Origin of the sequence: Nocardia abscessus, from assembly GCF_015477775.1 — a bacterium.
GTDB lineage: Bacteria > Actinomycetota > Actinomycetes > Mycobacteriales > Mycobacteriaceae > Nocardia > Nocardia abscessus_A.
Window position 1 is genome coordinate 189,627 of record NZ_JADLQO010000011.1, and the last position, 23,335, is coordinate 212,961.

The following is a 23,335-nucleotide window of genomic DNA, read 5'->3' on the forward strand; positions in this document are numbered from 1 at the left end:
AAGGGTGGGCGTGACTCTGGAGCGGGCGACCGTCGCCGAGTTGCTGGCCCGGGCGCGCGCCGGGTCGGCCCGGGCGACGGGCCGCTTGCTCAGCCTGGTCGAGGGGCCCCGCCGCGACGAGGTGCATGCGGCTCTGGAGCCCGGAAGCGTCCGGGTGATCGGCGTGACCGGCCCGCCCGGCGCGGGCAAGTCGACGACGATCGCGGCGCTGGTCGGGGTCTATCGGGCGCGCGGGCTGCGGGTCGCGGTCCTCGCGGTCGACCCGTCCTCGCCCTACAGCGGCGGAGCTCTACTCGGGGACCGCATCCGCATGGCCCAGCACATCGACGACCCGGGCGTGCTGATCCGGTCGGTGGCGACGCGCGGGCACCTGGGGGGCCTGGCCGCCGCGGTGCCCGCTGCCATTCGCCTGCTCGCGGCGCTGGGCTACGACGTCGTGCTGCTGGAGACCGTGGGTGTGGGGCAGTCGGAGATCGAGATCGCGGCCGTCGCGGACCCAACGCTGGTGATCCTGAATCCCGGTGCGGGCGACGCGGTGCAGGCCGCGAAGGCGGGCCTGCTGGAAGTGGCCGACCTGCTGGTGGTGAACAAGGCGGACCGGGAGGGCGCCGAGCAGACCGTGCGCGATCTGCGGGCGGAGTCCGGCGTGCCGATCCTCACCTTGGTCGCCGCGCGCGGCGAGCGGGTCGCCGAACTGGCGGAGGCGATCGAGGCCCACCATCGCGCCGACACCCCGGCGCGGCGCACGGCTCGGGCCCGAGCGCAGATCCTTTCGCTGGCGCAGACCCGGTTGCGCGCCCACGCCGAGCTGGACCGGCTGGCCGCGGCTGTCGGCGCGGGCGAATGCGACGCCTACAGCGCGGCCGAGCGACTGCTGCCGCGGCCGGGGTGACGCCGTTGTCAGTCCTCGGGGATGCGCACCATCGCTTCCTGGGCGTAGGAAGCCACCAATGTGCCGTCCTCGGTGAGGATGTCACCGCGGCCGTAGGCGCGGGCCTGCGCGAGCAGGGGACTGTGCTGGCGCAGCAGCAGCCATTCGTCGGTGCGGAAGCGCCGATGGAACCAGAGGGTGTGCGAGGTGACGGCCGAGACGAACGCGGTGCCGTTGCCGCTCTGCGCGTACCCTTCCAGCGGCAGCAGCGCGGTGCCGATGAGCGTGAGGTCGGTGGCATAGGCGGCGAGGGCGGGCGCCAGTGCCCGATCGACCGCCGGAGTGCGCATCCAGAACTCGAAATCCGGTGCGGCGGTGCCGAGATCGTCCAGGTCCACGACGGCGCGCGTCTCCCAGGGCAGCAGGTCCCACTGCACCTTGTGCTCGGCGGACAGCAGCGGGGGCGCCGCCGCGACGGTCTGCCGGTACGGTCCCTCCTCCTCGGCGTGCAGCGAGACCGAGGCCGTCGCCACGACGCCACGGGACTGCTCGGCGATCAACGACAGCGTCGCGAAGGAGCGGCCCGCATGGTGGCGGTGGACCCGATACCGGATCGGCTCGTCGGTGCGGCCCTCGCGCACGAAGACCGTGTGCAGGGATTTGATCGATTTGTCCGGGACGCCTGCGGCGGCCGCGCGGACGAACTGGCCCAGCAATTGCCCGCCGAACACCCGGCTGTAGGCCAACCGCAGATTGCGGCCCTCGAAGCGGGCGTCGTCGTCGCCGGCCGGCGTCGCGGACAAGTCGAGGCAAGAGACGAGATCACTCCACAGATCGGGCATGAACCCGAGTGTAAGTCAAATTCTCCCGTGAGAGAATACTGTTCTCATCCCCGTGCGAAGCCGTGTGCGCAGAAGTTCCATACTTCGGACGCGGTGATCGGATGCTGCGTCTCGTCGTCGGACGCTCCCGCGGATTGCGCGGTGAACATGACGGTCTGCATGACCATCGCCGCGGTCCGGCGCGAGTTGACCTCGGGCCGCAGCTGCCCCGCCTCCTTGGCGAGATCCATCAGCTCGGTGAACAGCGCCAGCATCGGCGCGTGCGCGACCTTCACGTGGTCGGGATGTGAGATCAGCAGCTGCGGAGCGAAATCGGTGAACAGCGGCCGCTGCGCCGACGGGTCCGGCCTGCACAATTCGAACAGCAGCTCGACGGCGACCTGGAGTTTGTCCAACGGGTCGGTCTGGCCGTCCGCGGCCGCGCGCAGCTGGTCGGAGGTGCGGCTCAGCGCGTCCTCGAAAAGGGCGAGCAGCAGTTCGTGCTTGCCGTCGAACTGCAGGTAGAAGCTGCGCAGGGATTGCCGTGAGCGGTCGACGACCTCCTGCACGGTGAAATCCGTGCTGCCCTTCTCGGTGATGATGGCCTGGGCGGCGTCGAGGAACCGCTGAACGCGCTCTTCGGCGCGCAACTTCGCGGTGCGTAGGGAGCGCTCCACGGCGCGCTGCTTCCAGGCCGGTTTCTCGCTCGGGCTGGTCACGGGCGCCTCGGTCCTCGGTCATATGAAGAGAACATGGATGCACTGTACCGGAGAACGGTGTGTCATCGGGTTCTCGGGTCACCGTGTCCGCGCTCTCTCTGAGACTACCATTTTCGGTTCTGAGAATGTTATTCTCGCATCCGATCACGCGTCGGCGCGGAAAAGGAGGTAGGCCGCGATGTTCGTGCACACTGCTCCGGCCTGCCCGCCCGCTCTTCGGCGTGCCATCGGCGCCGGGCGCGCGCCCGGTCTGTCCCGGATTCGAGGAGCTCGATTTGTACATCCGCTATGAGGTCGCCGACCGGATCGCCACCATCACCCTCGACCGGCCCGAGGCGGCCAACGCGCAGAACGGCGAGCTGCTCGACCAGCTCGACGCGGCGTGGATTCGCGCCGCCGAGGACGACGACGTCGCGGTCATCCTGCTGCGTGCGGAGGGAAAGCACTTCTCGGCCGGACACGACCTGAAGGACAAGTCGTGGCCGGATCCGAGCAAGATCACCCTGGACCGCATATACGGGCTGGAGTCACGCCGCTACCTCGAGTACTCGCTGCGCTGGCGCAACGTGCCGAAGCCGTCGATCGCGGCGGTGCAGGGACGGTGCATCGCGGGCGGCCTGCTGCTGTGCTGGCCGTGCGACCTCATCGTGGCCGCCGAGGATGCGCTGTTCTCCGACCCGGTGGTGCTCATGGGTATCGGCGGCGTCGAATACCACGGGCACACCTGGGAACTCGGCCCGCGCAAGGCCAAGGAGATCCTGTTCACCGGCCGGCCGGTGACCGCGGAGGAGGCCAGGCAGGTCGGCATGGTGAACAAGGTGGTGCCGCGCGCCGAATTGGACACCCAGACCAGGGAACTGGCCGCGCAGATCGCGACGATGCCACCGTTCGGGCTGCGCCAGGCCAAGCGCGCGGTCAACCAGACGTTGGACGTCCAGGGTTTCTATGCCGCGATCCAGTCCGTCTTCGACGTGCACCAGACCGGTCACGGCAATGCCCTGAGCGTCAACGGCTTCCCGATCCTGGTCCGGCTGGACGACATGAAGGCCAACATGAAGTAGATCCGGTGTTGTCACCGGCGCCATCGTCTGCCGGAGCGTTCCGGCAGTATTCGCACGGCCCCTTGCCGCCTCGAAAAGGGACACCGTGACCGTGCGATCAACCGGCGATCGGGCGCGTGCGCGCCCGGCGCCCTCGCTGTTCCCTTTTCCGAAAACGAGGACTCCATGCGCGATTCCATCCTTCGCAAGGCTGTGGCCTGTTGTGGCCTGGCGGTCGTCGCGGCCGCGGTGCTGACCGGCTGCGGTGACGACGAATCGACCAGCTCCGCGTCGAGCACGCCGGCCGCGGCGGCGACCAGCGCGACGCCCGGCCCGGCCGACGCGGAGACCACCAAGGCGATCACCGACGTGTACACCAGTTTCTTCAGCGCTTCCACTCCGCCGGACCAGAAGGCCGCGCTGGTGCAGAAGGGCGATGTGTTCCTGCCGATCCTGCAGGCGCAGGCGGGCAATCCGCAGTCCCAGGGCACGTCGGTCACGGTCTCGGCGGTGAAACTCGTGGACGCGAACAACGCCGACGTCACCTACACACTGTTGCTCGGCGGCAATCCGGTCCTGCCGAACCAGACCGGGCAGGCGGTCAAGGACGGCGGCCAGTGGAAGGTCGCCACGAGCACCTTCTGTGCGCTGATGACCCTCCAGGGCGGCACTTCCCCGGCCTGCTGACGCGACGTGTGGTCGATGGCTCGGTGTCGGACAGGTCCGGCGCCAGGCCATTCGCCGTGTGCCGGGGGATTTTCAGGTCGCGCCATCCCGGCCCGCTGATCGTCGCGGTGCGCCCGAACGGCCCGGTACTGGAGCGGAATCCGGTACCGGGCCGATTCGCGGCGTGCCGCCTACAACTGCGCCAGCCGCGGCGCCGAGCCGGCGACGCGGATGTGCGCGCCCGCCGTGCGGGTGAGTTCCCTTGTGCTGCCCAGCAATCCGTCCAGGACCAGGGTGCGGCGCACGTGCCGGTGCAGGTCGTGCTCGGCGGTGAAGCCGATGCCGCCGAGCACCTGCTGGCAGTGCCGCGCCGCGGTGAGCGCCGCCTGCCCCGCGGCGGCCTTGCCGAGCAGAGCGCCGAGTTCGCTCTCGGCGGTGTGCAGCGCGGCCTGCGCGCCCTCGAGGGCGACGAGGGTTTCCGCGAGCCGGTGCCGGACTGCCTGGAACGACGCGAGCGGGCGGCCGAACTGGGTGCGTTGCACGGCATGCCGTCGCGCCAGGGCCAGCATCGCATGGCCGGTGCCGAGCAGCCACCAGCCGAGCGCGCGACGCCCGGCGGCGAGGGCGTGGCGCGGTAGCTCCGTCCCGGTCGTGACGATGCGCAGGGGCAATTCCTCGTCGAGGGTGGCGCCGGGCTCACCGTCGCGGTCCCATACCACCCAGGCCGCGCCCGCGAACGGCAGCGGTACCGGGCCCGGCCCTGCATCCCCGGCGGCGTGCCGGACGACGTCGTCGAGGATCGCGGCGTGCGCGCCGGTCTCGCCGAGCAGCCGGAACACCAGTGGCACAGCGAGATCGGGCGATTCGGCGAGCAGATCCGGCCAGCCGAGTCCGGCCAGCGCGGCGTCGAGTTCGCGCCCGGTGGCCGCCGTCATGGTCTTGCGCAGCGTCTCGGTGAGCAGGTCGAGTTCGGCCCGGTCGGGGTCGGCTCCGGCCACGGTCACTCCTTCCCCAGGTCCAGCAGTCGCCGGGCGATGATGTTGCGCTGGATCTCGGCGGTTCCGCCGTAGATCGTGGCCGCGCGGGAGTAGAGGAACTCGGTGCGCCACGGCGAATCGCCGAGTTCCACCGCGCCGGGCAGCAGATCGCGCGCGGTGTCGAACAGGCGCTGTTCGGCGGTGGCCAGCAGCACTTTGTCGACCGAGGTCTCCGCGCCGAGCCGGGCGCCGCCCGCCAGGCGCCGCTGCGTCGCGTGCGAGCGGCACCGCACCGTGTGCAGCGCCAGGTAGGCGGCGCCGAGTTCGGCGTCGTCGGCGCTCGTGGTCTGCTCGAGCACCCGGTCCAGCCGGGTGAACAGGTACGTGATCCGGTGCCAGAAGCAGGTGGAGCGTTCGTAGGGCAGCAGATCCATCGCCACTCGCCAGCCGTCGCCGGGGTTGCCCAGCATGCGGTCGCCGGGCACCACCACATCGTCGAAGAAGGCCTCGGCGAACTCGTCCACGCCGTGCATGGTGCGCAGCGGCCGGACGGTGACGCCGGGGGAGTCCATGTCCACGAAGAAGGCGGTGATGCCGTCGTGGCCGGGCCCGGTGCGGGTGAGCAGCACGCAGCGAGCCGCGTACTGGGCCAGACTGGTCCACACTTTTTGGCCGCTGACCACCCAGTCCGCACCCCGCGCCGTCGCCTTGGTGGCCAGCGAGGCCAGGTCGCTGCCCGACCCGGGCTCGGAGAATCCCTGGCACCACTGTTCGCGGCCGGACAGCAGCAGCGGCACCATCGCGGCGGCGAGTTCCGGTCGCGCGTAGGAGATCATCGTCGGCGCGAGCACCTCGATCATCGAATAGATACCGGGTTCGGCCAAGTCGCGGGACGCGACCTCCTCACCGAGCACCGCGCGCAGCGCGGCGGGCCCGCCGAGTCCGCGCACGGTGGCGGGCCAGCCGTAGCGCATCCAGCCCGCGTCGTACAAGGCGCGTCGCACGCGCAGCAATTGTTCGACCTGCCCGTCCAGCGAGTGGTCAGGGCCGGGGGTGAGGTCGTTGCGGTCGAGCCAGGCGCGCAGGTTCGACCGGAAGGTGGCGACATCCCGGTTCGGGTCGGCGCCTGCGGTCATGCGATGTCCTTTCTGACCCGGCGGGCCGAGCCTCGCTCAAGCCTTGGAACGCTCGAAGGCGTGCGGGATCCCGGAGTCGTGTTCGCCGTTGCGGCGGATGAAGGTCATCTTGCGCGTCTTCAACCGCCATCCGTCCGTGGTGCGCACAAGAGAGTCGGTGTAGTACCCGATGCGCATGTCGTGTGTGCTGTGCTCGACGAAGCACAGTGGCTGCGTGCCGGTGGCGGTGTCACCGTCGATGTCGAGGACCGGTATTCCGGTGAGGAACAGTCCCTTCGGCGCGGCCGCGACCAGTTCCGGGAACAGATCGAGGGTGTAGGTGTCGCCGAAGGCGCTGTAGGTGCCGTCGGGCGTGAACACCGCCAGCAAGCCGTCGATGTCGCCCTTGGTGATGGTCACCGCGTATCGGGCCAGCACCTGCTGGATTTCGAGCAGGTCGTCACTTCTGGACATGAATTCTTCCGCCTTTCATCACGAATCGCACGTCCCGGGTGACGGTGATGTCCTGCACCGGGTCGCCGGGAACGCCGATCACGTCGGCCAGCAGGCCCTCCGAGAGTCGTCCGCGGTCGTCCACACCGACCAGCTCTGCCGCGGCGAGCGTCGCGGCCCGCAGCACTTCCAGCGGCGGCAGCCCGCGCTCGACCAGCGCCACGAGTTCGTCGGCGTTGCGGCCGTGCGGAATCGCGGGGGCGTCGGTGCCGACCGCGATCTTCACGCCCGCCTTGTAAGCGGCCAGCACGGAGGCGCGGGCTTTCGGGAACATCTCGGCCGCCTTGGCCTGCAGCGCGGGATCGGCTTTCGAGACGTCCATGGCGTCGGCCAGCCGGGTGGTCGGCACCAGCCAGGTGCCGTGCCGCACCATCAGGTCGATCGCCTCGTCGTCGATGAGGAAGCCGTGCTCGATGCAGTCGATGCCCGCCCGCACCGCGTGCTTCACCGCGTCCGCGCCGTGCGTGTGCGCGGCCACCTTGAGGCCACGCCGATGCGCCTCGTCGACGATCGCGTGCAGCTCCTCGTCCGAATAATGCTGCGCGCCCGGCGCTCCGGTGAGCGACATGACGCCACCGGAGACGCAGATCTTGATCAGCTGCGCGCCGTGCTTGATCTGGTACCGCACCGCCTTGCGCACCTCGTCCACGCCGTTGGCGATGCCCTCTTCGAGGGTCAGCTTCAGCACGTCGGGAGCGAAGGCGGAGAACATGGTCGGATCCAGATGGCCCCCGGTGGGGGTGATCGCGTGCCCGGCGGGCACGATGCGCGGGCCCTCGATCCAGCCCGCGTCGATCGCTTTGCCCAGCGCGACGTCCAGCAGGTAGCCGCCGGTCTTGACGAACAACCCGAGATTGCGGACGGTGGTGAAACCGGCGCGCAGGGTCCGGCGGGCGTTGCCCACCGCGCGCAGCACCCGCAGCGCCGGATCGTCTTTGACGCTGGAGGCCAGGCCGGTCTCCCCGCGTCCGCCCATGAGGAGGTTGACCTCCATGTCCATCAGGCCCGGCAGCAGGACGAGATCGCCGAGGTCGACGACCTCGCCCGCGACGGCGCCGCCGATACCGGCGATCCGGTCGTCCTCGATCCGCAGGATGCCGGGACGGACGATCGCACCGGTGTCGAGGTCGAGCAGACCGGCGGCCTTCAGCGTCAGCGCCGCCATCGGTCAGACCACCGGCTCACGCACGATATCCAGGTACGCCGCGCCGGAATCCGGCACTCGCGGTTGCTTCCACACCTCGACCGGGAACGACACCATCACCAGCGATTGCAACAGGTGGAACAGATTGCGAGCCTCGTCGGGCAGCTCCTTCCAGTCGTACTTGTCGATGTGATCCAGGGCGGACTGCAGACGCGGGAACACGGTGTCGTACATACGCTGCATGTCGTCCATGGAGGAGGCCATCCGTTTGGCGTAGCGCTCGGGCTCCGTGGCGAGGATCCAGTCCGAGAACCGCTCCAGGTCGGCGAACTCGGCGGGCAGCGGCGTGGCGTTCGCCTGGTCGGACTGCTGGTCAGTGGGCGCGGCCATCGCGGTACTCCTCGACGATCTTCTGGGCGGTCTTGTGCAGGTGGCGGAGCAGGATCTCCTGGTCGTTGAGCGGGAACTCGGTGACCTCGCGGGTGGCGATCATGGTCTGGGTCGCCTCCAGGGTGTTCGCGTCCTGCAGCGCGTATTCCTTGAAGGTCACGGCTGCCAATTCCTGGGCCAGCCGCTGCCTGGCGTTCTCGGCAGGCACGAAATACAGACTCGCCTCGAAGATGTGCCGGTCCACGGCGGTCGGCCAGTAGTGGTAGGTCAGGTACCAACCCGGCGCCCAGAACAGCAGAGAGAAGTTGGGGAAGAACTCGAATTCGTCGACGCCCCAAGCACGATGCTTGGCCGGGTTGATGCCCTGCGGCAGCGGTTCCAGGCCATCGATGTCGGGCCGGTCCCAGGGGCCGAACAGGCCGCTGCGCAATTCGCGCTCGATCGGCTTGACCATCGTCGGGTCCTTCGGCGGGGCCATCCCGCCCCACGACGAGATCATCGAGTGCGGAGCCGCTATCTCGTAGTGCAGCGCTTCGTAGCCCACGCCGTACAACTTGTCGGCCTCGTCCTTGACCGCTTGCTTCTGGTGCAGGACCGGTGCGTGGTAGAACTCGGCGAACGCGTCGATGAACAGCTTCCAGTTGCTGCCGATCTCGGCCTTGTAGCTGAAGACCTCGGTCATCTGGTCGAACGGGTACCCCTCGAGACCCTTGGCCAGCGGACCCAGGTATTCGGTGAGCGGCTTGGCGTTGTCGTCGAGGTTGACGAAGATGAAGCCCTCCCACACCTCGCATCGCACCGGCTTCAAGCCGAACTTGTCCTTGTCCAGGTCGAAGAATTCCTTCTCCTGCTGGACGAAGGTGAGTTCCCCCGCGAGGCTGTAGCGCCAGGCGTGGTACTTGCAGGTGAACTGGCGGCAGGTGCCTGCGGTCTCCTCGCCGGGGTAGTCGTCCCAGACCAGCTTGTTGCCGCGATGCCGGCAGATGTTGTGGAACGCGCGTACCACGCCGTCGTTGTCCTTGACCACGATCAGCGAAGTGCCGGCGCAGGCCAGTTCCTTGGTGAAGTAGTTGCCGACGCGGCGCAGCCGGTTGATCCGGCCGACGTTGAGCCAGCTCTTGCGGAAGATTGCCTGACGCTCGTCCTCGTAGAAGGCGGGGTCGATCGAGTCGGTGTAGTCGACCGGCTCGGTACCCAGCTCGGGATAGTTCCGTGTCCAGCTCCCCGCAGCGGGTTTGGTGAAGTGTGCCAAGGGATTACCTTTCGTGGTCCGGTGACGCGCCGGAGGTGTCGAATGCCGTGCCCGGTGGGCAGTACCGGTCGAGGCGGCGGCTGGGTTCCCCGGCTGTCGGCCGAGGCTCCCCCTCGGGTGACGGGTCGCCGCGGGCGCCTGACAGCCGTTCCAGGTGACGTGAACCTCCGTTCGTCCGAAATGAGAATAGCATTCTCAAATTCAACTAGTAGATTTCCATGCGGCTGCGGCACTGTCAACGTCGAGCGTGCGGGGTGGATCCGACGGCGGAGATGGCCGCCGCCGCGCGCTGCCCTAGCGAGTGTGTGTAGATGACACTCTCTGAAGAACAGATATTGATTATCCAAATCTGAGAAGATAGTTTCCCTGACAGCGAGTGTGCCTCCGGGCACGTGCTGCTCATCGATGAGCGAAGGGCGAGACGTCGGCGACGGCCCAGGCCACCCATCGGGTGCCGAACGGCCCACAGAGGAGGAACTACGGTGAGACCGCAGCGAATGATCGTCGCCGCGCTGGCGATCGCGCTCTTGGTGGCCGGATGCGGCCGCGAGGGCGGGGGACGCGGAACCGAGGAGGGTCCGGGCCCGACCGCATCGGGCAACTTCGGCGACCTGACCAGCGTCTGTCAGCCCGGGAACGCGAAAAGCGCGTCGGCGCAGGGTGTCACTGCGACGGAGATCGAAATCGGGGTCTTCTCCGACATCGGTTTCACGAAGAATCCCGACCTCGTCGACGCGGCGAAGGTGTTCACCTCGTGGTGCAACGCCGCAGGGGGCATCAACGGACGCAAACTGGTGACCAACCTGCGTGACACCAAGCTCATGGAGGTGCGCCAGCGCATGCTCGAGTCCTGCCGGGAGGACTTCGTCCTCGTCGGCGGGAGCGCGGCGCTGGACGGGCTGGGCGTGAAGGACCGGCTGTCGTGCCTGCTGCCGGAATTCCCCGCCCAGGTCACCCAGACCGCCAACACCGGCTCCGACCTGCAGCTGGGCGGCGGTTCCTCCGCGTCCGAAGCGGTCAACCCGTACACCGGGTTCCAGGACTGGCTGATCAAGGAGGCCTACCCGGATTCGGCGGGTGCGGTCGGGATGATCAATGGCGACTCGCCGATCACCAAGGTCATGGGCGAGAAGATGACCGAATCCCTGACGGCGGCGGGCGCGAAGATCGTCTACAACGATCTCTATCCGCTCGCGGGCGTCTCCGACTGGACGCCCTACGCGCAGGCGATCAAGTCCAACAACGTCAAGGGCCTGATCTTCTTCGGGGAGTTCCGCTACCTCGCCAAATTGCAGGACGTGCTCACCAGCATGAACTACAAGCTGGACTGGATCGACGCCAACGCCAACTCCTACAACCAGTCGTTCCTGGATGTGGTGAAGGGCTCGCTGGCCACCCAGAACAACTACGCCGATCTGAGCGGGACCGCACCCCTGGACGCGGCCGCGCAGGTGCCCGCGGTGCAGCAGCTGAAAGACCTGTTCAAGCAGTACGCGCCGAGCAGCCCCATCACCTTCCAGGTGCTGCGCGCCTTCCAATCGTGGCTGCTGTTCGCCAAGTCGGCGACCAGTTGCGGCGACAACCTCACCCGCGCGTGCGTGTACAACGCCGCGCACAAGGAGACGGCGTGGACCGGTGGCGGCCTGCAGGCGCCGGTCGATCTGTCCCGGCCGCTGTCGGAGCAGACGCGGTGCTTCAACGTCCAGCAGGCCACTCCGGACGGTTGGAAGACCGCGCAGTTCACGCCGAACAACGGCGTATTCCGCTGCGGTTTCACTCCTTACAAGTACACCCAGGACTTCGGCAAGCCGCTGACCCTCGCCGACGTCGGCAAGAGCATGAGCGACCTGAAGTGACGGAGCATTCGCGCTGATGGAGCAGTTCATCGCCTTCGGGATCGTCGGCCTCAGCACCGCGGCGATCTATGCCGTGATCGGCAGCGGGCTGGTGCTGACCTACACCACGACCGGTGTGTTCAACTTCGCGCACGGCGCCGCGGGAATGATCTCGGCGTTCGTCTACTGGCAGCTCACCATCGGCTGGGGCTGGCCCGTGCCGATGGCGATCGTCGCGGTGCTGCTGGTCTTCGCGCCGCTGTTCGGGTTGCTGTTCGGCAAGGCGCTCGCGCCGACCCAGGGATTGGGTGACGCCGAGAAGCTCGTGATGACGATCGCCTTGCTCAGTGGTCTCATCGTGCTGGCGCGCTGGATCTGGAATCCCAACGAGTCGCGGTCGCTCACCCGGTTTTTCGCGGACAAACCGTCCATCGACCTCGGCCCGGTCATCATCACCTGGCATCAGGCCCTCACCATGGCCGTCGCCGTGGCGGTCGCCGTCGGGCTGCGCATCCTGCTGTTGCGCACCAGGATCGGCGCCGAGATGCGAGCCACCGTGGACGATCGCGCGCTGGTCGGCCTCACCGGCGCCGATCCGCGGCGGGCCAACCGGATCGCCTGGATCCTCGGCATCGAGCTGGCCGCGGTCGGCGGGATCCTCATCGCGCCGACCGTGGCGCTGGACGCCGCGCAGCTGTCGCTGCTGATCGTCAGCGCCTACACGGCGGCCATTTTCGGGCGGCTGCGGAACCTGCCGATGACGTTCGCCGGCGCGGTGGTGGTCGGCCTGCTGGAGAGCTACCTCACCGGGTACCTGCCGCAGAACGACTACCTGCCCGGCCTGCGGCTCGCGGCACCCGCACTGCTGCTGTTCGTGGCGCTGCTGCTGTTCCCGCACGGCAGGTTGCGCGGGCGCGATCGCAAGCTCAGCCCGGTGCCGCTGCCCTCGATCAACGGTTCGGTGGTCTTCGCCGCCGCCGTGGTCGTGCTCGGCCTGATGCTGGCGACCATGCTCAGCGAATCCGACCTGATCACCTACGGCGCGATGTTCGCCTGGGGTGTGATCGCGCTGTCGTATGTACCGCTGCTCGGTTTCGCGGGCCAGATCTCGCTGTGCCAGCTCAGCCTGGCCGGCGTGGGCGCGGTGGCCTACGCGCACCTGGGGCCGGAGGGCCAGTGGTGGGCGCTGTTCGCCGCGATGGGCATCGCCGGGGTGGTGGGCGCGGTGGTCGCGGTGCCCGCGTTGCGGCTGTCGGGGGTGTATCTGGCCCTGGCGACCGCGGCGTTCGCGGTCATCCTGGATCGCTGGATCTTCACCCTGCCCTCCTTCGAGATACTCGGCATCCGGATCGCGCTGTTCGACCAGGGCTCGGTGTCACTGGTCGGGCCGGATCTGTTCGGGCTGAAGCTGGACACCACCGCCGAGGTGACCGTCTTCGCGGCGGTGTGCCTGGCCGTGGCGGGCCTGGCGGTGGCCCTGTTGCGGCGCAGCCGATTCGGGCGCCGCCTGATCGCCTTGCGCGACAGCGAGGCCGCCTACGCGACGCTCGGCGGAAGCCTGCTCGCGGCGCGCGTGCTGGTCTTCGCGCTCGCGGCGGCGATCGCCGGGCTGGGCGGCGCGCTGTACGGCATGCAGTTGCAGGCGGTCGCGCCCGAACAGTTCAATCTGGTGGCCGGATTGCCGATCTTCCTGATCGTGACCATCGCCGGTCTCGGCGCGGTGGGCGCGGGCATGTTCACCGGCGCCGTCTTCGCCGGACCGCTGAACGTGATCCCGGTGCTGTGGCCGGGCCTGCAGAACCTGGCGCAGGTGCTGCCCGCGCTCGGCGGGATCGCCTTCGGCGGCGGCGTATTGAAGGAAGGGGCGATCGCCTCGCTGCGCAAGGACTGGGTGCCGATGCTGCGGGACCGGATCGTCGCCCCGCTGCTCGTGCTGGTGATCCTGGGGCTGTCGGGGTTGCGGCTGATCGACGTCGTCGACGGCTGGGGCTTCACTCTCGGCGTGGTGGTCGCCGCTGTGGCGGCGCGCGTTTGGCACGGGGTGCGTTCCCGGCCCGCCCCGGATCCGGCGGACGTGCCGGTGGAGTGGTGGGGCGTCGAACGGCCGTGGACATCCGAGGACGAGGAGGTGCTCGACCGTGCCGTCGCTACTGGAAGTTGACGATGTCACCGTCGTCTTCGGCGGCAACCGCGCGCTGGACGGCGCCGGGCTGCGCGCCGAACGCGGCGCGGTGACCGGACTGATCGGCCCGAACGGCGCGGGCAAGAGCACGCTGTTCGACGTGATCTGCGGGCTGCGCAAGCCGACGAAGGGGCGCGTGGCGATCGACGGCGCCGACGTCACCCGGCTCGGTCCGTCCCGCCGGGCCAGGCACGGCCTGGCGCGCACCTTCCAGCGGCTGGAGCTGTTCGGCAGGCTGAGCGTGCGCGACAACCTGCTGGTGGCGGCCGAACTCGGCCCGCAACGCAGGCACGCGGCCCGGATCGTCACCGAGATCATCGATCGGCTCGGCCTGCACGAGCTCGCCGACGCCTCCGCCGACGAACTGCCGACCGGCACCGGCCGCCTGGTGGAGGTGGGGCGGGCCATCGCGGCACAGCCCAGCCTGATCCTGCTCGACGAGCCGGCCGCGGGCCAGGACCACACCGAGACCGAGCGATTCGGTGAACTGCTGCGTTCACTGGCCGACGACGGCACCGCGGTGCTGCTCGTCGAACACGACATGGGCCTGGTGATGAACGTCTGCGACGAAGTGTTCGTGCTCGATCTCGGCAAGGTGATCGCTTCCGGCCCGCCCGCGGTGATCCGTGCGGACGAGACCGTCCTGGCGGCCTATCTGGGAGACGTATGAGCGTGCAGAGCGCAACCGAAACAGCCACGACCACAGCGCCGTGCGGCCCGGCCGGACTCCTCGCGCTGCGTGAGGCGCGCGCCGCCTACGACGCCATCACCGTGCTGCACGGCGTCGACCTGGACGTCGCCGCCGGACAGGTGATGGCCCTGCTCGGACCCAACGGCGCGGGCAAGACCACCGCGCTGAAGGTGATCGCGGGCGTCCACCCGGTCGCCTCGGGGCGGCTGGTGCTCGGCGGGCGCGACGTGACCGGAGCCGACCCGCGCGACCTGGCCCGCGCGGGCGTCTGCCTGATCCCCGAGGGCCGGGGCGTGTTCCCGAATCTCACCGTGCGCGACAACCTGCTGATGATGACCTTCACCGGGCGGTCGAGGGAGGAGATCGAGGAGATCGCCTTCAGCCGGTTCCCGATCCTCGGCAAACGCGCGGGCCAGATCGCGGGCACCATGTCCGGCGGCGAACAGCAGATGCTGGCGCTGGCCCGCGGCCTGGCGACGAATCCCGCCGTGCTGCTGCTGGACGAACTGTCCATGGGCCTGGCCCCTTTGGTGGTCGGCAAGCTGTACGACGAGGTCGCCGAGATCGCCCGCAAGGGCGTCGCGGTGCTGGTGGTCGAGCAGTTCGCCGCCGCCGTGCTGGACATCGCCGATCACGCCGCCGTCCTGGTGCGCGGCCGGGTCGTACGGCAGGGACATCCCGACAGCGGAATCCGCAACGAATTGGCAGCCCTCTACTTAGGAAGTTCCACATGACCGAATCTCGCGCGGAGCGTTTCGTCCGCGAACTGCAGGAATTGAAGATCCCCGACCCGGCGGCAGGCCGTTCCGGGCTGTGGCTGCGCACCGGTGTCACGCTCATGGTGGCCGGGCCGGTGGTCGCGGTCCTGGCGTATCTCATGTCGCACGGCACCACCGACCCGCTGGCCCAGCGTGACGCCATCACGCTCGCCCTCGGTGGGGTGGCGGCGAGTGTGGTGGGTTCGGCGCTGTTCCTGCGCTATTCGCTGACCAACTTCTTGCGGTTCTGGCTGGCGCGCCAGTCCTACGACCTGGATGAACTCGGCAATCGAGTGCTCGGCGCGGAGATCGGCTACGACGGGGTGGCAGCAGCGCCCCGGTGAGCCGGGCCGCGGGATCGAACGACTCCTGCGGCGCCGCGAACAACGTCTGTCTGCGGCAGACCCGAAGGCAGACGGTGACGCCGTGCCCGGCGAAACCCGCGCCGGGCACGGGAATCGCCTCGGTGCACTGCCGCGCCGGGGGACGGGGATCGGCTCGCGCGTCGTCCGCCTCGACTGGGGAGACGGAGGGCCACACGCGCGGTACCGAGCGGTCGCCCGTCGGATGCCGCCGGTGCGGGAGGGCTGGATCGACCTTCCGCACCGGCGTGCGCCGCGGCCTGCGGACGACGAAGCCGCGATACGAGGAAGTGGAGGTGCGGAAGTGTCCGGTGACACGAACGACGAGGGCATGAACTTCGAGCTGTCCGAGGACCAGGAGCTGATCCGAAAATCGGTGGCCGAGCTGTGCCGCAAGTTCGACGATCAGTACTGGATGGAGAAGGACCAGGCGCACGAGTTCCCCACCGAGTTCTACGACGCCGTCGCCGGCGGCGGCTGGCTCGGCATCACCATCCCCGAGGAGTACGGCGGCCACGGCCTCGGCATCACCGAGGCCACCCTGCTGGCCGAGGAGGTGGCGCGCTCCGGCGGCGGGATGAACGCCGCCAGCTCGATCCACATGTCGATCTTCGGTATGCATCCCGTGGTGGTGCACGGATCCGAGGAGTTGAAGCGGCGCACGTTGCCGCGTATCGCGACCGGCGAGCTGCACGTGTGCTTCGGCGTGACCGAACCCGGTGCGGGACTGGACACTCCACGCATCACCACCTTCGCCCGCCGCGACGGCGACCGCTACGTCGTGAACGGGCGCAAGGTGTGGATCTCGAAAGCGCAGGAGTCGGAGAAGATTCTGCTGCTGACCCGCACCAGCTCCTACGACGACGTCGCCAAGAAGACCGACGGCATGACGCTGTTCCTCACCGATCTCGATCGCGCGCACGTCGACATCCGGCCGATCGCGAAGATGGGCCGCAACGCCGTCACCTCCAACGAGCTGTTCATCGATGACCTGCGCATTCCGGTGGAGGACCGGGTCGGCGCGGAAGGCGAGGGGTTCCGGTATCTGCTCGACGGGCTGAACCCCGAGCGCATGCTGATCGCCGCCGAGGCGCTCGGGCTCGGCCGGGTCGCCTTGGACCGGGCCGTGCGGTACGCGAAGGAACGCGTGGTCTTCGACCGGCCGATCGGCATGAACCAGGGCATCCAGTTCCCGCTCGCCGACTCGCTGGCCCGGCTGGACGCGGCCGAGCTGATGCTGCGCAAGGCCACCTGGCGCTACGACAACGGGAAATCCTGTGGGCGCGAGGCGAACACCGCGAAATACCTGTGCGCCGACGCCGGCTTCACCGCCGCCGACCGGGCGCTGCAGACGCACGGCGGCATGGGATACGCGGAGGAATACCACGTGGCCCGCTACTTCCGGGAGGCGCGCGTGATGCGCATCGCCCCGGTCAGCCAAGAAATGATCTTGAACTATCTGGGCTCGCACGCCCTGGGATTGCCGAGGAGCTACTGATGACCCAGCAGACACTGTTCGACCTCACCGGGCGTTCGGCGCTGGTCACCGGCGCCGCGGGCGGGATCGGCTCCGCGGTGGCGCGGGCGCTGGCCACCGCGGGCGCGGCCGTGCTGGTCACGGATCTGAACGGCGAGGCGGCCGCCGCCGTCGCGGAGAAGATCATCGCCGACGGCGGCAGCGCGGCCGCTCGGGCCCTGGATGTCGCGGACCGGGACTCCGCCGCGGCGGCCGCCGAGCAGGCCGCCGGGCTCGCCGACGGTGTGCTGCACATCGTCGTCAACAACGCCGGAGTCACCGCCCCCGCGATGCTCGCCGACACCACGGCGGAATCGGTCAAGCGCCTGTTCGACATCCACGCCTTGGGCACGATCAACTGCTCGCAGGCCGCGTTGCCGTTCCTGCCCACCGACGGCACCGGGCGGATCATCAACGTCACCTCGGCCGCGGGCATCGTCGGCACCCTCGGCCAGGTGAACTACTCGGCCGCCAAGGCCGCGATCATCGGCATCACCAAATCCATGGCCAAGGAACTGGCGCGCAAGAACATCCTGGTCAACGCGCTCGCGCCGCTGGCGGCGACACCGATGACGCACACCATCCGCACCGACGAGCGGTTCTCCGAGCAGATGCTCAACCGAATCCTGTTGCGGCGCTGGGCCGAACCGGAGGAAGTCGCGGGCGCGTTCGTCTTCCTCGCCTCCGACGCCGCCTCCTTCGTCACCGGTCAGGTGCTGCCGGTGGACGGCGGCACGGTGATCTGATGGCGGGCCCCGCGCAGCGTTCCGCGCCGGACGCCGAGTCCGGCGGTCCGAGGACGGCCCAGGGGCCACTGGCCGGTGTCACGGTCGTGGCCTTGGAACAAGCGGTGTCCGCACCGATGTGCACACGCACCCTGGCCGATTTCGGCGCTCGGGTGATCAAAGTGGAGCACCCGCGCGGCGGCGACTTCGCCCGGTATTACGACGACGTGGTGCACGGGCAGGCCGCGCACTTCGTCTGGGTCAACCGCGGTAAGGAATCGGTCACCCTCGACCTGAAAGCGCCTGCCGGAGTGGAGGTCCTGCATCGCCTGCTGAGCCGGGCCGACGTGCTGGTGTCCAACCTCGCGCCCGGTGCCACGGCGCGTCTTGGCCTCGCACCCGCGGACCTGGCGGCGCGTCATCCGGATCTGATCGCGGTGGAGATCGACGGGTTCGGCGCGGGCGGGCCGCTGTCCCACAAACGCGCCTACGACCTGCTCGTCCAGGCCGAGTCGGGCGTCTGCGCGGTGACCGGCACCGCGGACGCGCCGGCCAAACCCGGTCCGCCGGTCGCCGACGTCACCACGGGGCTGTACGCGGCGCTGTCGATCCTGGCCGCGCTGTGCGGGCGAGCCAGGGGCGCGTCGCATGGCAACACGATCTCGGTCAGCCTGTTCGACACCATGGCCGAGATGATGGGCTACCACCTGACCTACGCCCGGCACGCGGGAGTCGACCAGCAGCCACTCGGGATGAGTTCCCCTGCCGTGGCGCCCTACGGGGCCTATCCCACCGCCGACGACCGAATCGTGGTGCTGGGCACCACCAACGACCGGGAGTGGCAGCGACTGGCGACGGAAGTCCTGGACCGCCCCGATCTCGCCGCGGACGAACGATTCCGCAGCAACCCGGGACGGGTGCGTCACCGTGCCGAAATCGACGCCGCGATCGCCGCGTGGTGCCTGCGCCACGACTTGGCGCGCATCCAGAAGATCGCCGACGACGCCGGGATCGGCAACTCCTGCTACCACCGTCCCACCGAGGTGCTCGACCACCCGCAACTCACCGAGCGCGACCGCTGGCGCAGCATCGAGACCCCGGCGGGTTCGATTCCGTCGCTGCTGCCGCCGGCGATCCTCACCGGGTTCGAGCCGCCGATGGGCCCGGTGCCCGGCCTGGGCGCGCACACCGAGGCGGTGCTCACCGAAATAGGCTGCACCGCGGTGGAGCTCGCGGCGCTGCGCGATTCCGGAGTGATCGGGGCCCGCCGATGACCGGCACATCCGTACTGCTCTCCGACGACCACGACGGCGTACGCACGCTGACGCTGAACCGGCCGCACCGCAAGAACGCGATCGACGCGGAGCTCTGGGTGGCGCTGGCCGACGCGCTGCGCGCCGTCGCGGCCGACCGCACCGTCCGCGCTCTCGTGCTCACCGGCGCGGGCGGCGCGTTCTGCTCCGGCGCGGATATCTCGACGCCGGACAACGCGCACCCGATCTACCGGATGCGTGCCCTCACCGACGTCGCGGTCCTACTGCACGAACTGCCGCTGCCCACCGTCGCGAAGGTCACCGGCGTGGCGGTCGGCGCGGGCTGGAACCTGGCCCTGGGCTGCGATCTCGTGGTCGCCACCCCGGCATCGACCTTCGCGCAGATCTTCACCCGGCGCGGCCTGTCGCTGGATCTCGGTGGCTCCTGGCTGCTGCCCCGGCTGATCGGCCTGCAACAGGCCAAGCGGCTGGCGCTGCTGGCCGAGACGATCGACGCCGCGCAGGCCCGCGAACTGGGGCTGGTGACCTGGGTGGTGCCGGAGGAGGAGATCGACGGTTTCGTGACCGATCTCGGCGCGCGCCTGGCCGCCGGACCGCCGGTGGCGCTGGCCCAGACCAAGGCGCTGCTGCACGAGGGCGCGGGCTCGACCCTCCGGGAGGCGCTGGCGGCCGAAGCCAGGGCGCAAGGACTGAACTTCGCCACCGCGGACGCCCCGGAGGCCTTCGCGGCCTTCGCGGAACGGCGCGAGCCGCGATTCACCGGCCACTGGACGGTCCGGCGGCCGCCGATCCGCGCCGCCGGGAATTCCGAGAACGGGAGATGACAGATGCGTGAAGTAGTTATCGCCGGCGCGGTCCGCACCGCGGTGGGCAAACGCAACGGAGGGCTGGCCGGGGTACACCCGGCCGATCTGTCCGCGCTCGTGCTGTCCGCGCTGGCCGAACGCTGCGCCCTCGATCCGGCGCTGGTCGACGACGTGATCTGGGGCTGTGTCTCCCAGGTCGGCGATCAGTCCAGCAATATCGGCCGCTACTCCGTGCTGGCGGCGGGCTGGCCGGAAAGCATTCCGGGCGTCACGGTCAACCGGGCCTGCGGCTCCAGCCAGCAAGCGCTGGACTTCGCGGCGCAAGCCGTGCTGTCCGGGCAGCAGGACATCGTCGTGGCCGGAGGTGTGGAAGTGATGAGCCGGGTGCCGTTGAACGCGGCGAAGGCCTCCGGCACCCCCTATGGACCGAAAGCATTGGCGCGCTACCGGGATTTCGCCTTCAACCAGGGCATCTCGGCCGAATTGATCGCGCGGAAGTGGGGATTCACCCGCACCCGGCTCGACGAGTACTCCGCGCGCTCGCACGAACGTGCCGCCGCCGCCCAGGACGCGGGCGCGTTCACCAACCAGATCGTGCCCGTCACCACCGAATCGGGCGTGGTGAGCGCGGACGAGGGGATCCGGCGCGGCACCACCGCGGCCGGGCTCGCCGGGCTGAAAGCCGCGTTCCAGGACGACGGTGTGATCCACGCGGGCAACGCCTCGCAGATCTCCGACGGCGCGGCCGCCCTGCTGGTTACCACTCCGCGCAAGGCGCGCGAGCTGGGCCTGACGCCGTTGGCGCGCTACCGCGCGGGCGCCGTAGCCGGTTCCGATCCGGTGCTGATGCTCACCGGGCCGATTCCCGCGACGGAAAAGGTCTTGCGCAAAGCGGGTCTCGCGCTGGCCGATATCGGTGTCTTCGAGGTGAACGAGGCGTTCGCCCCTGTTCCACTGGCCTGGCTCGCCGAGACCGGCGCCGACGAGGCCCTGGTGAATCCGCTGGGCGGAGCGATCGCGCTCGGACATCCGCTGGGCGGGTCCGGAGCCGTGCTGATGACGCGGATGCTGCACCACATGCGGGACAACGGGATCCGCTACGGCTTGCAAACCATGTGCGAGGGCGGCGGCACCGCCAACGCCACCGTCGTCGAACTGATGTCCTGAGCGGAGGCGCGGCGTGCGACGAGAGTTGTTCGGCACCGACCACGAGGCATTCCGGCAACTGGTCCGGGAATTCGTGGCGAAGCAGATCGAACCCAACTACTCCATGTGGGAGAAGGAGGGCAGAATGCCGCGCGAGATCTTCGCGGCGATGGGCGAACTCGGGCTGCTCGGGTTCGCGCTGCCCGAGGAGCACGGGGGAGCGGGGATCGGTGACTATCGCTATAACGTGATCCTGCAAGAGGAAGCGGCTCGGGCGCTGGTCACGCTCGGCACCGTGCGCACCCAGCTCGATGTGATCCTGCCGTATTTCCTCGAGTACGCCGACGCCGCGCAACGGGACCGATGGTTCCCCGGGCTCGCGTCGGGGCAACTGCTCACCGCCATCGCGATGACCGAGCCGGGCACGGGTTCCGATCTGGCGGGCATGCGAACCAGCGCGGTGCGCGACGGCGAGGACTACGTTCTCAACGGCGCCAAGACATTCATCACCGGCGGCCTGCTCGCGGACCTGGTGATCGTGGTGGCGCGCACGTCCACCGATCCGGACAATCGGCGCGCCGGACTCACCCTGCTGGTGGTGGAGGACGGGATGCCCGGCTTCACCCGCGGGCGCATGCTGGAGAAGATGGGCTGCAAGGTGCAGGACACCATGGAACTGTCGTTCCAGGACGTCCGGGTGCCGGTGGCCAACCGGCTCGGCGACGAAGGCGCGGCGTTCGGCTACCTGGGGCGCAACCTGCCGCAGGAACGGCTGACCGTCGCGGTCGGCTCGGTCGCCCAAGCGCGTGCCGCGATCACCGCGACGGTCGAATACACCAAGCAGCGCAAGGCCTTCGGCACGCCGGTCGCGTCGTTCCAGAACACGAAGTTCGAACTGGCCGCGATGTCCGCGGAAGTCGAGGCAGCCCAGACCATGGTCGACCGGGCGGTGCTCGACCTGGTCGAGGGCACGCTCTCCGGGGCGGACGCCGCCCGCGTCAAACTGTTCTGCACCGAGGTACAAGCCCGTGTGGTGGACCGCTGCCTGCAACTGTTCGGTGGCTACGGATACATGATGGAGTACCCGATCGCCCGGTTGTACACCGATGCCCGCGTGGCCCGCATCTACGCGGGCACCAGTGAGGTCATGAAAATGATCGTCGCCCGGGACCTGGGGCTGTCCTGACTACCGCTGCGCGGAGCGGGCCGATCGCCCGATCGACGTCATCGTGAGGGGTGAGCCCGCCGCGGACACCCTCGGGGGCATATGTTTCGCCCGTAGACCCGGCGGCTATCCCCGGTGAGGCACGCCGACGACAGGTAGCCCTCGGCTCGACGTTCTCCTCGCCGACCTCGGGACAGCGTGTCGATCTCGTCCGATTTCGAAGTTTCGCGAATTTCGACGGAACGGAGTATGTGTCATAGCTGATAGCTATTATTGGCATCGCCTGTCGCCTGCCATCGGGGCCGGACGACGACGATCCTCGAAAGCGCGAGGTGGCACGTGTCCGACGAGACATGGGAAGTACCGACCCGTTGCGGACGGGCCGCTGGTGCGGTCCGCGACAGGGGCGGCGCCTTTCTCGGGGTGCCTTACGCGGCGCCGCCGACCGGCCAGAGATGCTTCGGCTTGCCGGTAGCACCGGCGCCGTGGGCCGGCGTGCGACGCGCGGACGAGTTCGGCCCGACGCCCCCACGAGCCGCCGGAGGGCTCCGCGATCGGATGCCGGCCGGCGATCCCGGTCCGATCGGCGGGGATCGGCACCGCTTCCACGAACTGGCTCATGGTCGAGGTCCGGGCGCCGCGGCAACCAGGTCCGCCGCGCCCGGTCATTGCCGAAGTAGCCGTCCGGCGGCAGGCCGCCGAGTCGATTCGAACGGTATCGTGATGGTGTGTCGGACCGGGGGCTGGAATTCAAGCCGGATGCGGATGACCCGAAACGGGTGAAGCTGAACAAAGGGTTGCCGAAAGGTGTTTCGCGAGCGGAAATCACCTATCGCGTCGAGGGTGGCCTCAGAGGTACCCGGGTGGTGCGTTGTTCCGCGGCGGAGTTCGCGCAACTCCGAACGGCCGTCGACGATGTGTACGAAGGCTCGTGGAGCGAACCGCGGCGACTCTCGCTGTCGGAGGCCCGGCATTACATCGATCAGGTGAAGCGTCGGATAACGCTGCAGGAAAACGAGATCCGTCGCAGGCAGGAGTCCGTCGACCTGACGTGTCCGTGGTGCGAACGGCGACGCACCTACCTCGGTGTTGTCGGCTTCATCACCGGACATGCCGGTTTCATGTCCGATCACCCGAGTGAGCTCGGCCAGGAGATATTCGAGCAGCACGCCTACCGGTGCGATCAGTGCGGTTCCATGTTGTTCTTCGCCGACGGTTTCCTGCCCCACCCGCTGCCGGGCCGACCGGCCGCGGCGGGCTGAGTTCCGGCCGTCCCTGCGCTACGCGGTATTTCACCCATAAGGGGTGAATCGAGTAATGCCCGGATATGGGCAGACTGTGTGGTGAGAACATTCTCCGCGACCTGG

At 69.0% G+C, this 23,335-nt stretch carries 24 protein-coding genes; 16 read left to right on the top strand and 8 right to left on the bottom strand.

Going from position 1 to position 23,335, the window contains the following annotated elements:
• Window positions 1-10: 10 nt before the first annotated feature.
• Window positions 11-892, top strand: a complete 882-nt coding sequence (gene meaB / locus IU450_RS25900) for a methylmalonyl Co-A mutase-associated GTPase MeaB (RefSeq protein WP_324197825.1) — start codon at window positions 11-13, stop codon at window positions 890-892.
• A gap of 8 nt (window positions 893-900) precedes the next feature.
• Here meaB and IU450_RS25905 read toward each other — a convergent pair whose 3' ends face one another.
• Together IU450_RS25905 and IU450_RS25910 are read right to left on the bottom strand one after the other, a co-directional pair.
• Window positions 901-1,713: an acyl-CoA thioesterase gene (locus IU450_RS25905; RefSeq protein WP_195152349.1), complete on the bottom strand. Its 813-nt coding sequence runs from the start codon at window positions 1,711-1,713 to the stop codon at window positions 901-903.
• Window positions 1,714-1,757: 44 nt separating this feature from the next.
• Complete coding sequence (locus IU450_RS25910) at window positions 1,758-2,411, bottom strand: TetR/AcrR family transcriptional regulator (protein ID WP_043700881.1); 654 nt, start codon at window positions 2,409-2,411, stop codon at window positions 1,758-1,760.
• A 275-nt stretch (window positions 2,412-2,686) separates the two neighbouring features.
• Between IU450_RS25910 and IU450_RS25915 the strand changes: the two genes are divergently transcribed.
• Window positions 2,687-3,472 carry an enoyl-CoA hydratase gene (locus tag IU450_RS25915; protein WP_195152350.1) on the top strand — a complete coding sequence of 262 codons (786 nt, stop codon included), beginning with the start codon at window positions 2,687-2,689 and terminating at the stop codon, window positions 3,470-3,472.
• Between the two features lie 165 nt (window positions 3,473-3,637).
• Complete coding sequence (locus IU450_RS25920) at window positions 3,638-4,138, top strand: hypothetical protein (RefSeq protein WP_195152351.1); 501 nt, start codon at window positions 3,638-3,640, stop codon at window positions 4,136-4,138.
• 170 nt (window positions 4,139-4,308) lie between these two features.
• Here IU450_RS25920 and IU450_RS25925 read toward each other — a convergent pair whose 3' ends face one another.
• The 6 genes from IU450_RS25925 to IU450_RS25950 all read right to left on the bottom strand — a co-directional run bounded on the left by IU450_RS25925 (window position 4,309) and on the right by IU450_RS25950 (window position 9,508).
• Window positions 4,309-5,052, bottom strand: coding sequence for an acyl-CoA dehydrogenase family protein (locus tag IU450_RS25925; RefSeq protein WP_195152446.1), 744 nt, complete (start codon window positions 5,050-5,052; stop codon window positions 4,309-4,311).
• A 65-nt stretch (window positions 5,053-5,117) separates the two neighbouring features.
• A complete protein-coding gene (locus IU450_RS25930; RefSeq protein WP_195152352.1) occupies window positions 5,118-6,230 on the bottom strand; it encodes an acyl-CoA dehydrogenase family protein in 1,113 nt (370 codons plus the stop codon).
• Between the two features lie 36 nt (window positions 6,231-6,266).
• Complete coding sequence (locus IU450_RS25935) at window positions 6,267-6,683, bottom strand: nuclear transport factor 2 family protein (protein WP_195152353.1); 417 nt, start codon at window positions 6,681-6,683, stop codon at window positions 6,267-6,269.
• The gene (locus tag IU450_RS25940; protein ID WP_195152354.1) at window positions 6,670-7,887 is read right to left on the bottom strand and encodes a metal-dependent hydrolase family protein; all 1,218 of its coding nucleotides are present in this window, start codon (window positions 7,885-7,887) and stop codon (window positions 6,670-6,672) included. The genes IU450_RS25935 and IU450_RS25940 overlap by 14 nt, the downstream gene beginning before the upstream one ends.
• Window positions 7,888-7,890: 3 nt before the next feature.
• Complete coding sequence (locus IU450_RS25945) at window positions 7,891-8,256, bottom strand: hypothetical protein (RefSeq protein ID WP_195152355.1); 366 nt, start codon at window positions 8,254-8,256, stop codon at window positions 7,891-7,893.
• Complete coding sequence (locus IU450_RS25950; protein ID WP_195152356.1) at window positions 8,240-9,508, bottom strand: aromatic ring-hydroxylating oxygenase subunit alpha; 1,269 nt, start codon at window positions 9,506-9,508, stop codon at window positions 8,240-8,242. The genes IU450_RS25945 and IU450_RS25950 overlap by 17 nt, the downstream gene beginning before the upstream one ends.
• A 497-nt stretch (window positions 9,509-10,005) precedes the next feature.
• Between IU450_RS25950 and IU450_RS25955 the strand changes: the two genes are divergently transcribed.
• The 13 genes from IU450_RS25955 (at window position 10,006) to IU450_RS26015 (ending at window position 23,230) form a co-directional block, all read left to right on the top strand.
• Window positions 10,006-11,364 carry an ABC transporter substrate-binding protein gene (locus IU450_RS25955; protein ID WP_195152447.1) on the top strand — a complete coding sequence of 453 codons (1,359 nt, stop codon included), beginning with the start codon at window positions 10,006-10,008 and terminating at the stop codon, window positions 11,362-11,364.
• Window positions 11,365-11,380: 16 nt separating this feature from the next.
• Window positions 11,381-13,504, top strand: coding sequence for an ABC transporter permease subunit (locus IU450_RS25960; RefSeq protein ID WP_195152357.1), 2,124 nt, complete (start codon window positions 11,381-11,383; stop codon window positions 13,502-13,504).
• On the top strand, window positions 13,482-14,195 hold the full coding sequence (locus tag IU450_RS25965) for an ABC transporter ATP-binding protein (RefSeq protein WP_195152358.1): 714 nt from the start codon (window positions 13,482-13,484) through the stop codon (window positions 14,193-14,195). Before IU450_RS25960 ends, IU450_RS25965 begins: the two co-directional genes overlap by 23 nt.
• Window positions 14,192-14,950, top strand: a complete 759-nt coding sequence (locus IU450_RS25970; RefSeq protein ID WP_195152359.1) for an ABC transporter ATP-binding protein — start codon at window positions 14,192-14,194, stop codon at window positions 14,948-14,950. The genes IU450_RS25965 and IU450_RS25970 overlap by 4 nt, the downstream gene beginning before the upstream one ends.
• Entirely contained in the window at window positions 14,947-15,318 is a 372-nt protein-coding gene (locus IU450_RS25975; protein WP_195152360.1) for a hypothetical protein, read from the top strand. Before IU450_RS25970 ends, IU450_RS25975 begins: the two co-directional genes overlap by 4 nt.
• 349 nt (window positions 15,319-15,667) lie before the next feature.
• On the top strand, window positions 15,668-16,834 hold the full coding sequence (locus tag IU450_RS25980) for an acyl-CoA dehydrogenase family protein (RefSeq protein WP_195152448.1): 1,167 nt from the start codon (window positions 15,668-15,670) through the stop codon (window positions 16,832-16,834).
• Window positions 16,834-17,598 carry an SDR family NAD(P)-dependent oxidoreductase gene (locus IU450_RS25985; protein WP_195152361.1) on the top strand — a complete coding sequence of 255 codons (765 nt, stop codon included), beginning with the start codon at window positions 16,834-16,836 and terminating at the stop codon, window positions 17,596-17,598. Before IU450_RS25980 ends, IU450_RS25985 begins: the two co-directional genes overlap by 1 nt.
• Entirely contained in the window at window positions 17,598-18,851 is a 1,254-nt protein-coding gene (locus tag IU450_RS25990; protein ID WP_195152362.1) for a CaiB/BaiF CoA transferase family protein, read from the top strand. The genes IU450_RS25985 and IU450_RS25990 overlap by 1 nt, the downstream gene beginning before the upstream one ends.
• Window positions 18,848-19,675 carry an enoyl-CoA hydratase/isomerase family protein gene (locus tag IU450_RS25995; RefSeq protein ID WP_195152363.1) on the top strand — a complete coding sequence of 276 codons (828 nt, stop codon included), beginning with the start codon at window positions 18,848-18,850 and terminating at the stop codon, window positions 19,673-19,675. The genes IU450_RS25990 and IU450_RS25995 overlap by 4 nt, the downstream gene beginning before the upstream one ends.
• 3 nt (window positions 19,676-19,678) lie before the next feature.
• Entirely contained in the window at window positions 19,679-20,824 is a 1,146-nt protein-coding gene (locus tag IU450_RS26000; protein ID WP_195152364.1) for a thiolase family protein, read from the top strand.
• A 13-nt stretch (window positions 20,825-20,837) separates the two neighbouring features.
• Complete coding sequence (locus IU450_RS26005) at window positions 20,838-21,989, top strand: acyl-CoA dehydrogenase family protein (RefSeq protein WP_195152365.1); 1,152 nt, start codon at window positions 20,838-20,840, stop codon at window positions 21,987-21,989.
• Between the two features lie 318 nt (window positions 21,990-22,307).
• A complete protein-coding gene (locus IU450_RS26010) occupies window positions 22,308-22,751 on the top strand; it encodes a carboxylesterase family protein (RefSeq protein WP_195152366.1) in 444 nt (147 codons plus the stop codon).
• Complete coding sequence (locus tag IU450_RS26015) at window positions 22,697-23,230, top strand: hypothetical protein (protein ID WP_195152367.1); 534 nt, start codon at window positions 22,697-22,699, stop codon at window positions 23,228-23,230. The genes IU450_RS26010 and IU450_RS26015 overlap by 55 nt, the downstream gene beginning before the upstream one ends.
• Window positions 23,231-23,335: the final 105 nt, after the last annotated feature.

Bases quoted from the DNA above. Each gene is read 5' to 3' on its own strand.
- IU450_RS25970 (WP_195152359.1), top strand. From the start codon at position 14,192: ATGAGCGTGCAGAGCGCAACCGAAACAGCCACGACCACAGCGCCGTGC.
- IU450_RS25930 (WP_195152352.1), bottom strand. From the start codon at position 6,230: ATGACCGCAGGCGCCGACCCGAACCGGGATGTCGCCACCTTCCGGTCG.
- IU450_RS25945 (WP_195152355.1), bottom strand. From the start codon at position 8,256: ATGGCCGCGCCCACTGACCAGCAGTCCGACCAGGCGAACGCCACGCCG.
- IU450_RS25980 (WP_195152448.1), top strand. From the start codon at position 15,668: ATGAACTTCGAGCTGTCCGAGGACCAGGAGCTGATCCGAAAATCGGTG.
- IU450_RS26000 (WP_195152364.1), top strand. From the start codon at position 19,679: ATGCGTGAAGTAGTTATCGCCGGCGCGGTCCGCACCGCGGTGGGCAAA.
- IU450_RS25990 (WP_195152362.1), top strand. From the start codon at position 17,598: ATGGCGGGCCCCGCGCAGCGTTCCGCGCCGGACGCCGAGTCCGGCGGT.
- IU450_RS25935 (WP_195152353.1), bottom strand. From the start codon at position 6,683: ATGTCCAGAAGTGACGACCTGCTCGAAATCCAGCAGGTGCTGGCCCGA.
- IU450_RS25940 (WP_195152354.1), bottom strand. From the start codon at position 7,887: ATGGCGGCGCTGACGCTGAAGGCCGCCGGTCTGCTCGACCTCGACACC.
- IU450_RS25955 (WP_195152447.1), top strand. From the start codon at position 10,006: ATGATCGTCGCCGCGCTGGCGATCGCGCTCTTGGTGGCCGGATGCGGC.
- IU450_RS25975 (WP_195152360.1), top strand. From the start codon at position 14,947: ATGACCGAATCTCGCGCGGAGCGTTTCGTCCGCGAACTGCAGGAATTG.
- IU450_RS25995 (WP_195152363.1), top strand. From the start codon at position 18,848: ATGACCGGCACATCCGTACTGCTCTCCGACGACCACGACGGCGTACGC.
- IU450_RS25920 (WP_195152351.1), top strand. From the start codon at position 3,638: ATGCGCGATTCCATCCTTCGCAAGGCTGTGGCCTGTTGTGGCCTGGCG.
- IU450_RS25960 (WP_195152357.1), top strand. From the start codon at position 11,381: ATGGAGCAGTTCATCGCCTTCGGGATCGTCGGCCTCAGCACCGCGGCG.
- IU450_RS25925 (WP_195152446.1), bottom strand. From the start codon at position 5,052: ATGACGGCGGCCACCGGGCGCGAACTCGACGCCGCGCTGGCCGGACTC.
- IU450_RS25905 (WP_195152349.1), bottom strand. From the start codon at position 1,713: ATGCCCGATCTGTGGAGTGATCTCGTCTCTTGCCTCGACTTGTCCGCG.
- IU450_RS25985 (WP_195152361.1), top strand. From the start codon at position 16,834: ATGACCCAGCAGACACTGTTCGACCTCACCGGGCGTTCGGCGCTGGTC.